Origin of the sequence: Streptomyces rishiriensis (genome assembly GCF_030815485.1) — a bacterium.
GTDB lineage: Bacteria > Actinomycetota > Actinomycetes > Streptomycetales > Streptomycetaceae > Streptomyces > Streptomyces rishiriensis_A.
In genome coordinates, this window is record NZ_JAUSWV010000002.1 from 3,430,264 (window position 1) to 3,443,855 (window position 13,592).

Below are 13,592 nucleotides of genomic sequence, written 5' to 3' on the forward strand. Positions count from 1 at the left end.
CTTACGAGTGCGTCCGCAGCAGCGTGCGCATCGTCCGCATGGCCACCGACAGGTTGGCCAGGTCGAACGTCTCCGAGCTCTGGATCTCCTCCAGCGTGGTGCGCGCCCGGCCGAGGATCGCCGCGTTCTTCTCGTCCCACGCCTTGAAGCGCTGCTCGGGCGTCGAGGTGCCGTTGCCGACGGCCAGCACGTCCGCCGTCAGCGCCGCGTGGGCCGCGTACAGGTCCTCGCGGATGGAGGCGCGGGCCATGGACTGCCAGCGGTCGGCGCGCGGCAGCTCGATGATGCGGTCCATCAGCTGACTGATGTGCAGACGGTCGGCGAGGTCGTAGTACACCTCGGCGACGTCCAGCGGGTCCCGCCCCATGCGGTCGGCCACCGACACGATGTCCAGCGCCGGGAAGGCCGAGGAGAACCCGGCCACCCGGGTGGCCAGCTCGTCCGGGACACCGGCGTCGGCCAGCTCGTCGTGGATCCGCTGCCACCACTCCAGGTCCGCGCCCCGCAGCAGCTTCGTGAGCTGCGACCACACCTGCTCGACGCGCTCGACGAAGAAGTCGACGGTCTCGGCGAGCTGGAGCGGCTGCGGCCGGTTGTTCAGCAGCCAGCGCGTACCGCGCTCGACGAGCCGCCGCGAGTGCAGCCGGATACGGGTCTGGACGTCGGCCTCGACCCGGTTGTCGAGTTCCTCCACCGCGTCCCACACCGGCGCCGAGCGGAAGATCGCCCGGGCCGCGGTCTGGGCCCGCACGATCTCCTCCAGCGAGGCGCCGGTCTCCTCCCGCAGCCGGTGCAGATACGTGGTACCGCCCGTGTTGACCGTGTCGTTGACAAGGACGGTCGTGGTGATCTCGCGGCGCAGCGGGTGACTGTCGATGCCGTCGGGGAACCGCTCGCGCAACGCCGTCGGGAAGTACGCGTGCAGCAGACCGCGCAGGTACGGGTCGTCGGGCAGCGAGGTGTGCAGCAGCTCGTCCGACACCGTGATCTTCGTGTAGGCCATCAGGACGGCCGTCTCGGGGCTGGTCAGGCCCTGGCCGGCACCCAGACGCTCACGGATCTGCCGGTCGGTGGGCAGGAACTCCAGCGCCCGGTCCAGGTGCTTCTCCCTGACCAGGTGGCGCATGAAGCGCTGCTGGGCGTGGAGCATGTCCTTGGACTGGGCGAGGGCGTTGGCGATCGCCGTGTTCTGCGCGTAGTTGTTGCGCAGCACGAGAGCGCCGACCTCGTCGGTCATCTCCGCGAGCAGCTTGTTGCGCTGCTTGACGGTCATGTCCCCCTCGCCGACCAGCCCGTTGAGCAGGATCTTGATGTTCACCTCGTGGTCGGAGGTGTCCACGCCCGCGCTGTTGTCGATGGCGTCCGTGTTGATCTTGCCGCCGTGCAGCGCGAACTCGATCCGGCCGAGCTGGGTCAGCCCCAGGTTGCCGCCCTCGCCGACGACCCTCACGCGCAGATCGGCGCCGTCCACCCGGATCGGGTCGTTGGCCTTGTCACCGACGTCGGCGTTCGACTCCGCACCGGACTTCACGTACGTGCCGATGCCGCCGTTCCACAGCAGGTCCACCCGGGCCCGCAGGATCGCCTTCATCAGATCGGCCGGGGTCAGCTTGGTGACGCCCGCCTCGATGCCGAGGGCCTCCCGGATGTGACCGTTGACCGGGATCGCCTTCGCCGTGCGCGGGAAGACACCGCCGCCGGCCGAGATCAGGTCACCGTTGTAGTCGGCCCAGCTGGAGCGGGGCAGCTCGAACAGCCGGCGCCGCTCGGCGTAGGAGGTCGCCGCGTCCGGCTTCGGATCGATGAAGATGTGCCGGTGGTCGAAGGCCGCGACCAGCCGGATGTGCTCGCTGAGCAGCATGCCGTTGCCGAAGACGTCACCGGACATGTCCCCGATGCCGACGACCGTGAAGTCCTGGGTCTGCGTGTCCACGCCCAGCTCCCGGAAGTGCCGCTTCACGGACTCCCAGGCACCGCGGGCGGTGATGCCCATGCCCTTGTGGTCGTAGCCGGCCGAGCCGCCGGAGGCGAAGGCGTCGCCGAGCCAGAAGTTGTACGACTCGGCGACCTGGTTGGCGATGTCGGAGAACGTCGCCGTGCCCTTGTCGGCCGCCACCACCAGGTAGGTGTCGTCCTCGTCGTGCCGCACCACGTCGGCCGGCGGGACGACCTCCCCGCCGACCATGTTGTCGGTGATGTCGAGCAGCGCCGAGATGAACGTCTTGTAGCTGGAGATGCCCTCCGCCAGCCACGCGTCACGGTCCACGCCCGGGTCCGGCAGCTGCTTGGCGACGAAGCCGCCCTTGGCGCCGACCGGCACGATGACGGTGTTCTTCACCATCTGCGCCTTCACCAGGCCGAGCACCTCGGTACGGAAGTCCTCCCGCCGGTCGGACCAGCGCAGACCACCGCGCGCGACCTTCCCGAACCGCAGGTGCACGCCCTCCACCTGCGGCGAGTACACCCAGATCTCGAACGCGGGCCGGGGCGCCGGCAGGTCCGGGATGGCCTGCGGGTCGAACTTCATGGAGACGTAGTCGTGCGGCTCGCCGTCCGCGCGCTCCTGGAAGAAGTTCGTCCGCAGGGTCGCCTTGATGACGGTGAGGAAGGACCGCAGGATCCGGTCCTCGTCCAGCGACGCCACCTGGTCGAGAGCGGCGTCCAGCTCCTCGAGCAGCGCGTCGACGATCTCGTGCCCGGCGCGCTGCCGGTCGGGGGACATCCGCGCCTCGAACAACGACACGAGCAGCCGGGTGGTGTGGACATTGGTCCGGAGGGTGTCCTCCATGTAGTCCTGGCTGAACGTGGACCCGGCCTGACGCAGGTACTTGGCGTACGCGCGCAGCACCATCGCCTGCCGCCAGTGCAGCCCGGCGCCCAGCACCAGGGCGTTGAACCCGTCGTTCTCCGCCTTGCCGGTCCAGGTCGCCGAGAAGGCCTCCTGGAACCGCTCACGTCCGTCGTCGCCGAGGAAGTCACCACCGGGACCCGCGAGCGACTTGGGGATCCGCAGACCGAAGTCGTAGATCCAGGCATTGCTGCGGTCCGCGCAGCGCAGTTCGTACGGCCGCTCGTCGATCACCTCGACACCGAGCCGGTTCAGAACCGGCAGCACGGCCGACAGGGAGATCGCGTCGCCCTTGCGGTAGATCTTGAAACGACGCTCGCCGGGCGCGGCGCCCACCGGCTCGTACAGGCTGAGCGAGAAGTTCCGCTCCTCGGTGAGCCGCTCCAGATGGCAGAGGTCGGCGACGGCGGAACGCGGGCTGTGATCGGCCTTGTACCCCTCGGTGAAGGCGTTGTTGTAGCGCCGCAGCAGCTCCGCGGCCCGCTCCTCGCCGAGTTCGGCGTTGAGCGCCTCCTGGAAGGCGTCGGCCCAGGAACGTGCCGCCTCCACCAGTCGCGCCTCGATGCGCTCCTTGTCGGCGTCGGACAGCTCCGGCAGCTCGGTGCCCTGCGGGACCCGCACGACGAAGTGCAGCCGGGACAGGATCGACTCGGTGTTCCAGGCGGTGAAGTCGACGTTCGTCCCGCCCAGTTCCTCCTTGAGGATGTCGATGATCCGCAGCCGCACGCCCGTGGTGTAGCGGTCGCGGGGCAGGTAGACGATCGCCGAGTAGTAGCGCCCGTACTCGTCCTGCCGCAGGTACAGCCGCAGCCGGCGCCGCTCCTGGAGATAGAGCACGGACGTGACGATGGACCGCAGTTCGTCCACCGGCGTCTGGAAGAGCTCGTCGCGCGGGTAGGTCTCCATGATCTGGAGCAGGTCGCGCCCGTCGTGGCTGTTGGGCGAGAACCCGGCGCCCTTCAGCACCGCCTCGACCTTGCGCCGCACGACCGGCACCCGCACCACGGACTCGGTGTAGGCGGCGGAGGAGAACAGTCCGAGGAACCGCCGCTCCCCGACGACGTTCCCCTCCTTGTCGAACTTCTTCACCCCGACGTAGTCGAGGTAGGAGGGCCGGTGCACGGTGGCCCGGCTGTTCGCCTTGGTCAGCACCAGCAGCTTGTGCTCACGCGCCTTGGCGCGGGCGTCCGCGGGCAGCCGCTCGAAGGAGGGACTGACCGGATGGCTGTCGGCGTCGGCGTGATGCGGATCCGAGCGCAGGATGCCGAGCCCGGTCCCGGGTACGGCGGCCAGGGAGTCGTCCCCGCGCAGCTGGTACTCCCGGTAGCCGAGGAACGTGAAGTGGTCGGCGGCCAGCCAGCGCAGCAGCTCACGGGCCTCGTCGACATCGGGCCGCGCCAGGTCACCGGGGACCGGCTCCTCCTGGAGGTGATCGGCGACCCGCAGCGCGGTGTCCCGCATCTTCTCCCAGTCCTCGACGGCCTCCCGGACGTCGGACAGGACGCGCACCAGGTCGGCGGTGATCTGCTTCAGGTCGGCCCGGTCGGTCTCACGGTCGATCTCGACGTGGATCCACGACTCGACATGCCCGTCGTGCGGCAGGTCCGCCGCGGCGGGCGCGGCGCTGAGCACCTCGATGAGCTTGCCGGCCACATCGCGCCGCACGACGACCTGCGGATGGATGACGAGGTGGATCCCCCGCCCCTGCCGGGTCAGCTCATTGGTGACGGAGTCGACGAGGAACGGCATGTCGTCGGTCACGACCTCGACGACCGAGTGGGAGCACGTCCAGCCGTTCTCCTCGACGGTCGGCGTGTGCACCCGTACGTTGGCCGTTCCCTGCGGCCGGTTCTCGGCCAGCCGGTAGTGCGAGAGCGCGGCTCCGAAGACGTCGACCGGGTCACGGCCGTTCAGGTCCTCCTGGGCGGTGTGCAGGTAGTAGCGCTGGAGGAACGCGAGGAGGGTGGCGTGGTCCGGGGTCCCCGGAGTGCCCTCGCTCGTCGTCCCAGTCGGTAGGTGCCCCCCGACCGGGCTGTTCTCAGCGACCCGCGCCGCCCTCTCGAGCAGCTCGGCCTTGGCTTCGTCCAGCTTGGTCTGCATTGTCCTCTGGCTCCTGTCGCGCGCCGTTGCGTGACGTAGAAGGAAGTACGGTCTCTTCCCCTGCGGCTCGACGCCACGGCCCGGGGTCTCCGGTCTGCACCGACGCTATGCCGCAAGATGAGATGAGCGGGGGGTTATCAGCCATTCTCGACACCACTCCCGGATGTGACGCTGCTCTCCGCGCCAGATGCGTCCAGGGGATGTACGGCGTCCTGGGAGCCCTCTCGGCCCCGTCCCGCCCGCGCCGACCAGCGTCCGCCGCCCGGCTGCGGAGATGGTCCGCACACACCGGGCGCAGGGCAGGGGCAACACGGCCCCCGCGAACTATCGCGCTGATCACGCCACCAAGGCTATCGCCCCTCCCGGTCCTCCCGTCATGAGCCGTATGTGTACAAAACCCGACCCATAACTTTGCCGTTCTGCACAGCGGCAAAACGGGGCATGACGTGGGAAGGGAACAGGAAGCGCGACCGAAACCGTGACGAACGGGCCTTCCCGGAGGGCTGGTGCGCAAGAGCGAGGAGCGGTATGGGACGCGGGCCATCCCGCCGCCCCCCGGCCCTTCCACCCACCGCCCGGCCCATCCGCCGCCCGCCGCTCCGGCCCGCCTCCGCCACCGGCCCGTCAGCCGCCCGCCCCGCCGCCCCTTCGCCCCTTCGCCCCTTCGCCCCTCCGCCCCTCCGCCCCTCCGCCCCTGGGGCACAGGCGGAGCGGCGGGGGCTGGGGGCCCGGGGGAGCGCCTGGCCGGGAGCGTGGCGGAGCCCTCCGCTGGGGGCGGGGAGGGTTGGCAGGGAGCCCGGCCCTCACTGGAGGCTGCGGAGACGGACGCCCGCACGGGCGTACAGGGCGACGCCAACAGAGGGGCGCAGGGGACGCAGTGCCCGCGGGGCGCCGGGGGCGGAGCCCCTGGTGGGGTGGAAGCGGCAGAGCCCCTCCGATGGGACGGGTAGGGGCGGCGGGGGCGAGAAAAGTCGACGCCGCTCCCACCGCGCGGGACGCTGAAAGCGCCCCCTCTTGGCAAGCCCACCCCCAAGAGACACGCTGCCCCCAGCCACGCCCGCCCGAGAGGAGCCGCCCACCATGACCCCGAAAATCCTCATCGTCACCGGCGACGCAGCCGAATCCCTGGAAGTCCTCTACCCCTACCAGCGCCTCCGCGAGGAAGGCTACGAGGTCCACATCGCCGCCCCCACCCGCAAAAAGCTCCAGTTCGTCGTCCACGACTTCGAACCCGGCTTCGACACCTACACCGAGAAGCCCGGCTACACCTGGCCCGCCGACCTCGCCTTCTCGGAGGTCGACCCCGGCCAGTACGCCGCCGTCGTGATCCCCGGCGGCCGCGCCCCCGAGTACCTCCGCAACGACCCGGAACTCCGCAAGATCCTCAAGTCGTTCTTCGACGCCGACAAACCGGTCGCGCAGATCTGCCACGGCCCCCTGCTCACCGCGGCCGCCGACGCCCTGCACGGCCGCCGCGTCACGGCGTACCCGGCCCTGGAGCTCGACATGCAGTCGGCGGGCGCCACCTTCCAGGACGTCGAGGCAGTGGTCGACGGCACCCTGGTATCCGCCCGCGCCTGGCCGGACCACTCGGCCTGGATGCGCGAGTTCCTGAAGGTGCTGCGCATCAAAGCACCCGTGACCTGACCCTGACCTGACCCTGACCTGTCCTGGCCGGCCCCGGCCCAGCCCGCCGACGGCAGGCCGACCGCAGGCCGACCCCGAGCCCGGCCTCGGACCCGCCCCGGGGTCCTCCCGATGCGGCGCCCTCAGAAGGCCGAGGACGCCGCAGCCGATCCGACGCTCGAGGCGACCGCCCACCACCCCCTACGCGGCCTCGGCCAACCGCCCCGCGACCTCCACCGCCTCCCCCAGCGTGTCCACCACGGGCACCCCCACCACCTCCAGGCTGGCCCGACTGTGCGAGCCGCCGGTGTACAGGACCGCCCGCGCGCCCACATGCAAGGCGGCCACCGCGTCATCCGCGGCATCCCCGATCACCACCGTGCGCGCCGCCTGCACGCCGGTCAGCGCCTGAAGGTGCCGCACCATGTGCTCGGCCTTGCTTCCCCCGGAGGGCCCGGTCCGCCCGTCGACCCGTACGAAGTGCGGCTCGATGCCGAATCCCCGGACCAGCGGGACGAGTTCATCGTGCACGTACATGCTCAGCAGGGACTGGCTGTGGCCCGCTGACCGCCACCCCGCGAGCAGCTCGGCCGCACCCTCGGTGAGCCCGCACCGCACCCGGTGCTCTGCGTAGTACCGGTGGAAGACGTCGTCCATGACCTCCCACTCGGCGTCGGTGGGCAGCCTGCCCAACAGCCGCTCGTAGAACATCGGCACCGGAACGCAGTACAGCGCCCGGTACCGCTCCAGCGTGATCGGCTCCAGCCCCAGCTCGACGAATGCCGCGTTCGTCGCCCCGATGATCGCGTCGTTGTCGTGGAACAGCGTCCCGTTCCAGTCCCAGACGATGTGCGCCGCTTCCTGCTTCCCCATACCTGCAAACGTACCCGCCGCCACCGACAATCAAGTGACCGACCGAAACGGCACCCGGCCACCCCCCGGACCAGGCGCGCAGACCGCTGACCAGCAGCCGGCACCGGCACCGGCACCGGCACCGGCAAGACGACGGCAGTGAGCAGTCGGCAGCGGCAGCCGACACGGCGCAGCGGGAAGAGGCAGCGGAAACCGACAGCAGCGCAGTGAGCAGCCGGCAGGGGAATCCGCCCGCGAGGCAGCGACAAGTCGGCAGCGCAAACCGACCCAGGGAAGAGGGCAGCAGCGGGAAGCCGGCCAGCCGGCGGACTCAGTCGCCCGTCCCCACCAGAGTCGGAATCTCCTGCCTGGCGAACCACAGCAGCTCATGGTCCTCGGCCCCGTCCACGACGAACTGCGCGTCGTCGTCCCCGGCGTCCGCCGCCGTGACCGCCCCCGCGGCGGCGGTCACGTCCGCCTCCGCCTCCCCTGCGTCGACGTGCACCGCTGCCGCCTTGGCCAGCGGCACCGCGCCCGTCACCCGCACCTCGCCCAGCGCCGCCGGATCGAGCCCCCGGTCGGGGTCCGCCACAGCCGCGCGGTCGGGTACGTCGACGGCGACCACGACCCGGCGCCGCGGGGCGTCCGGATCCGCCGCGAGCAACCGCAGCGAGGCGAGCGCGGCCCTGCTGAGCGCCGCGTACTCCAGTTCCTCGATGTCGTCGGAGACGTACCACTCGCGCAACGCGGGCGTGACGGCGTACGCGACGAGCGGCCCGCTTCCCAGCTCACCCGTCTTGTGCGCCTCGGCGAGGCCGGGGAGGGTCAGGGGGACGTAGACGCGCATGGCTGGCCGCTCTTTCGTGTCGCAGGCTCGGACGACTCGCACTCGATGTCCCGGGTGGCGGTTCCGCGCCTTCCGGAAGGCCTTCAGGATACGTGCGGCCGTCCCCTTTCGGGCCCCTGCCCACCCCCCGACGACCGTCAATCCCAGGCCACGCCGTTCACCCGCCCCAGCCCCGCAGCACCGGGCCGTCGCCCTCCTCCACCACCCCTGATAGGTGAACCTCCCCAAGCCTCGACGAGCACTCTCCGCTTGCTTGCCATCACACACGGCAACGCCGTACAAGATCCACAACGGCAAGTTACCGACCGGTAGAGCCGAGCCCATCGAAACGGGGAGTCCCATGAACAAGGTCATGACGAGGATGCAGCGCCACCCCGGCGCCCGCCCTCCCGGCCGCCACGACACCCGCCGCCCCGCGGGCGCCCCGCCCCGCACCCCGAGCGGCGGCACGCCCCGCACCGCACCCGGCGGAGGCCGCCCACCCGGTCCCCCCGGCACCGACTCCTCCCACCGCACCCGTCCCGCCGACGGCCGCCCCACAACTCCCCGCTCCCTCACCCACCAGCCGACGCACCGCCCCGACACGAGCACGAGCACCGACACAAACACCGAAACCGGAACCGGAACCGGAACCGGCACGAAGATCCGCACAGGCACAGGCACAGGCACAGGCCCAGGCCCCAGCGCCAGCACCGTGACCAGCGCCCCCACCGGCGCCGCGGCCGCCCCCGGCCAGGTCTCCCGTCGCCCCGCCGTCTCCCAGCCCCGCCCCACGGACCTCTTCGCCGACCGTCTCCTCGCGGTCCTGACCGGCCGGCGCCCCGTGCATTTCATGCTCCGGCACACCCTCGGCCACGCCTACGACGATCTGGCGCACCTCGCCGAACGCGGCCCGCTGCGCACCGCCCACGGCGCCCGCGCCGTAGTCCGGGACATCGGGTACTACGTGCCCCGCCCCGGCGCCATCGAGGCCTTCGCCCGCATCGGCGCCGGTGACCGCCTACGGGCCATGGCCTTCCGCCTGGAGCTCGGCGCGGACCGCCGCTGGCGCTGCACCGCGGTGGAACTCGACGGCTCGCGCAGGCCCCGCCCCCAGGACGACTGAGCTGCCCAGGCACCGCCCGACGGCAAAGGGCCGGGCCACCCGAAGGTGACCCGGCCTCAAGCCGCTACCAAGCCGGCAACGCCGCCACAGCGCCGTCATGCCCCACGTGGCGCCCTACGTCACGCCACCCACCGCACGGCGTATCGCACCGCGTATCGCACGACGCGACACACCTCACGCATCACATGTCACGCATGGCAGACGCACGGCAGACCGCGCCGCAGGCAGACGCGCCCTACTTCTTGCGACGCCGCCCGGCCTTCGCCTGCTTGCGGCGCTCCGCGCGCGTGAGGCCATCGGCCTCGGAGCGCACCGGCTCGTCCTCGTCACTGTCGAAGTCGCCCTCGATCGTGCCGCCCTCGCCGTCCACCGTCGGAGCCGAGAAGTGCAGCTGACGACGCTGCGGAGCGTCCAGCCCCTTCGCCCGGATCTCCGGACGCGAACCCGCCTGCGCCGGCACCACGTCCTGCTTCTCCATGTCGACCGGCGCCGCGTCCTCCACCGGGACCTCCTCGACCTGCTGCTCGACCTGGACCTCCAGGTTGAACAGGTAGCCGACGGACTCCTCCTTGATGCCGTCCATCATCGCGGAGAACATGTCGAAGCCCTCGCGCTGGTACTCCACCAGCGGGTCCTTCTGCGCCATCGCGCGCAGACCGATGCCCTCCTGGAGGTAGTCCATCTCGTAGAGGTGCTCGCGCCACTTGCGGTCCAGGACCGACAGCACGACCCGACGCTCCAGCTCACGCATGATCTCGGAACCCAGCTGCGACTCCCGCGACTCGTACTGCTCGCGGATGTCGTCCTTGATGGACTCGGAGATGAACTCGGCGGTCAGACCGGCCCGGTCACCCGCGGCCTCCTCCAGCTCCTCGACGGTGACCTTCACCGGGTAGAGCTGCCTGAAGGCGCCCCACAGCCGGTCCAGGTCCCAGTCCTCCGGGAAGCCCTCGGCGGTCTCCGCGCCCACGTACGCGTCGATCGTGTCGTCCATGAAGTGGTGGATCTGCTCCTGGAGGTCCTCGCCCTCCAGAACGCGGCGCCGCTCACCGTAGATGACCTCACGCTGACGGTTGAGCACCTCGTCGTACTTCAGGACGTTCTTACGCGTCTCGAAGTTCTGCTGCTCCACCTGCGACTGCGCGGACGCGATCGCGCGCGTGACCATCTTGTTCTCGATCGGCACGTCGTCCGGCACGTTCGCCATCGACATCACGCGCTCTACCATCTGCGCCTTGAACAGCCGCATCAGGTCGTCACCCAGCGACAGGTAGAAACGGGACTCACCCGGGTCGCCCTGACGGCCGGAACGACCGCGCAGCTGGTTGTCGATCCGACGCGACTCGTGCCGCTCGGTACCCAGCACGTAGAGGCCGCCCAGCTCCTTGACCTCGTTGAACTCGGTCTTGACCGCCTGCTCGGCCTTCTTCAGGGCCTCGGGCAGCGCGGCGGCCCACTCCTCGATGTGCTCCTCGGGGTCCAGGCCGCGCTGACGCAGCTCCGCCTCCGCGAGGTCGTCGGGGTTGCCGCCGAGCTTGATGTCGGTACCACGGCCGGCCATGTTGGTCGCGACCGTCACAGCACCCTTGCGACCGGCCTGGGCGACGATCGACGCCTCACGCTCGTGGTGCTTGGCGTTCAGCACCTCGTGCTGCACACCCCGCTTGGAGAGCTGCTGCGAGAGGTACTCGGACTTCTCGACCGACGTCGTACCGACGAGGATCGGCTGGCCCTTCTCGTGCTTCTCGGCGATGTCGTCGACGACCGCCTCGAACTTCGCGACCTCGGTGCGGTAGATCAGGTCGGACTGGTCCTTGCGGACCATCGGCCTGTTCGTCGGGATCGGGACCACGCCGAGCTTGTAGATCTGGTGGAACTCGGCGGCCTCGGTCATCGCCGTACCGGTCATGCCGCAGAGGCCGGGCTGCTCCTTGCCGTCGTGGTCGTGACGCTTGTAGAGGCGGAAGAAGTTCTGAAGGGTGATCGTGGCGAGCGTCTGGTTCTCGTCCTTGATGTCCACCCCTTCCTTCGCCTCGATCGCCTGGTGCATGCCCTCGTTGTAGCGGCGGCCGGCGAGGATACGGCCGGTGTGCTCGTCGACGATCAGGACTTCGCCGTCCATGACGACGTAGTCCTTGTCCTTCTTGAAGAGCTCCTTCGCCTTGATGGCGTTGTTCAGGTAGCCCACCAGAGGGGTGTTCACCGACTCGTACAGGTTGTCGATGCCCAGCCAGTCCTCGACCTTGCTGACACCGGCCTCGTGAATGGCGACCGTGCGCTTCTTCTCGTCGACCTCGTAGTCGCCGGTCTCCTCGATGCCCTTGAGCGGGTTGCCCGCCTCGCCCTTCTTCAGGCGCGTCACCAGCTTGGCGAAGTCGCCGTACCACTTGGTGGCCTGGTCGGCAGGACCCGAGATGATCAACGGCGTACGCGCCTCGTCGACCAGGATGGAGTCCACCTCGTCGACGATGGCGAAGTTGTGGCCGCGCTGCACCAGCTCGTCCTGCGCCCACGCCATGTTGTCGCGCAGGTAGTCGAAACCGAACTCGTTGTTCGTGCCGTACGTGATGTCGCACGCGTACATCTCACGGCGCTGCGCCGGCGTCATGTTGGCGAGAATGCAGCCGACTTCCAGGCCCAGGAACTTGTGGACACGGCCCATCATCTCGGAGTCGCGCTCGGCCAGGTAGTCGTTGACCGTGATCAGGTGGACGCCCTTGCCGGACAGCGCGTTCAGATACGCGGGCAGCGTGCCGACGAGCGTCTTGCCCTCACCGGTCTTCATCTCGGCCACATAGCCGAGGTGCAGGGCGGCACCACCCATGATCTGCACGTCGTAGTGGCGCTGGCCGAGGACACGCTTGGCGGCCTCGCGCACGGTGGCGAAGGCCTCGGGCAGCAGGTCGTCCAAGCTCTCACCGTCGGCGTACCGCTGCTTGTACTCGTCGGTGAGGGCCCGCAGCTCGGCGTCGGAGAGGTCGACGAAGTCCTCTTCGATGGAGTTGACCTGGTCCGCGATGCGGTGCAGCTTGCGCAGGATCTTGCCTTCGCCTGCACGCATGATCTTCGAGAGGACGGACACGGGGGTTGGTCTCCTTGCCGGTCGGGCCTGGGACGGTCGGTTTCCAATGGACTTACTGAGCAACGGCCATCGTATGCGAGGACCCCGCCACCCCGGGAGGCCTGCCGCGGCGAGGACCGCACACTGCTGCGCACCTGCTCCAAAATCTTCTTCAAAGGGGACAACGGCCGGGCCCCGCCGATGGTGCCGCGTCCACCGGACGAATTGCGCGAATTGTGATCACACGCTCACACACGGCAAAAAAGCTGGCGCCCGCCGGGACACCCCGCGCAGAATCGGCCGATGGAGCCCGAGCCCGTCACCCTCACCACCCCCCGCCTCGTCCTGCGCCCCCTCGACCCGCGGGACGCCGACGCCGTGTACACCGCCGCCCAGGACCCCGACATCCAGCGCTGGACCACGATCCCCTCCCCCTACCTCCCCGAGCACGCCCGCAGCTTCACCGAGCTGCTCGCTCCGGAGGGCTGGGCGAGCGGCTCCATGTTCACCTTCGGCGTCTTCCTCCCCGACGGAGCCCTCACCGGCGTACTCAGCCTCACCATGCGCTCCCCGGGCACGGCCGAGGTCGGTTTCTGGACGGCCAAGGAACACCGCGGCCACGGTTACACCACCGAGGCCACCCTCACCGCGGCCCGCTGGGCCTTCACCACGCTCCCCGTCGACCGCGTCCAATGGCAGGCTGAGATCGGCAACACCGCCTCCCGCGCGGTCGCCGAGAACGCCGGCTTCACCCTGGAGGGCACCCTCCGCTCGGCCATCGCCAACAAGGGTGTACGACGCGACTGCTGGATCGCCTCCCTGCTCCCGTCGGACCTGGGACTGCCGTCGACCGCCCCCTACATTCCGGCACCCGACAGCCCACCGAGCGGCCCGGACAACCCGCCGGGAGGCACGGACAGCCCGCCCATGGATACAGGCAGCCCGTCCGGCGTCTGAGGACGAGGCCCGCCCAGGGCCGAACCGAGGTCCGGCGACGGCAGCCTCGGCGCGGGAACCGGAGAGCCTGGTCCGGCGGAGGCAGCCCCCAGGGAAAGCCGGGTCCGGCGCCGCCAGCCCACAGAGCGGGGACGAGAAAGCCGGGTCCGGCGGCGGCCCCCACGGCGGGATGGGGAAGGGGCGGCGAAGGCGAACC

7 protein-coding genes are annotated in these 13,592 nt (G+C 70.1%); 3 read left to right on the plus strand and 4 right to left on the minus strand.

Annotation, left to right across the window (positions count from 1 at the left end; all coding sequences use genetic code 11):
* Position 1: 1 nt before the first annotated feature.
* The gene (locus tag QF030_RS17720; protein WP_307163648.1) at positions 2-4,948 is read right to left on the minus strand and encodes an NAD-glutamate dehydrogenase; all 4,947 of its coding nucleotides are present in this window, start codon (positions 4,946-4,948) and stop codon (positions 2-4) included.
* A 1,080-nt stretch (positions 4,949-6,028) separates the two neighbouring features.
* Here QF030_RS17720 and QF030_RS17725 point away from each other — a divergent pair.
* The gene (locus QF030_RS17725; protein WP_307163649.1) at positions 6,029-6,595 is read left to right on the plus strand and encodes a DJ-1/PfpI family protein; all 567 of its coding nucleotides are present in this window, start codon (positions 6,029-6,031) and stop codon (positions 6,593-6,595) included.
* Positions 6,596-6,775: 180 nt separating this feature from the next.
* Here QF030_RS17725 and QF030_RS17730 read toward each other — a convergent pair whose 3' ends face one another.
* Together QF030_RS17730 and QF030_RS17735 are read right to left on the minus strand one after the other, a co-directional pair.
* The gene (locus QF030_RS17730; protein ID WP_307163650.1) at positions 6,776-7,447 is read right to left on the minus strand and encodes an HAD family hydrolase; all 672 of its coding nucleotides are present in this window, start codon (positions 7,445-7,447) and stop codon (positions 6,776-6,778) included.
* A 310-nt stretch (positions 7,448-7,757) separates the two neighbouring features.
* Positions 7,758-8,273, minus strand: coding sequence for a DUF6912 family protein (locus QF030_RS17735; protein WP_307163651.1), 516 nt, complete (start codon positions 8,271-8,273; stop codon positions 7,758-7,760).
* A gap of 340 nt (positions 8,274-8,613) precedes the next feature.
* Here QF030_RS17735 and QF030_RS40590 point away from each other — a divergent pair, with 340 nt between their 5' ends.
* Complete coding sequence (locus QF030_RS40590) at positions 8,614-9,378, plus strand: Rv3235 family protein (protein WP_373428774.1); 765 nt, start codon at positions 8,614-8,616, stop codon at positions 9,376-9,378.
* A gap of 235 nt (positions 9,379-9,613) precedes the next feature.
* Here the strand turns inward: QF030_RS40590 and secA are convergent, their stop codons facing one another.
* Entirely contained in the window at positions 9,614-12,460 is a 2,847-nt protein-coding gene (gene secA / locus QF030_RS17745; protein WP_307163653.1) for a preprotein translocase subunit SecA, read from the minus strand.
* 282 nt (positions 12,461-12,742) lie between these two features.
* Here secA and QF030_RS17750 point away from each other — a divergent pair, with 282 nt between their 5' ends.
* A complete protein-coding gene (locus tag QF030_RS17750) occupies positions 12,743-13,396 on the plus strand; it encodes a GNAT family N-acetyltransferase (RefSeq protein ID WP_307163654.1) in 654 nt (217 codons plus the stop codon).
* Positions 13,397-13,592 lie beyond the last annotated feature (196 nt).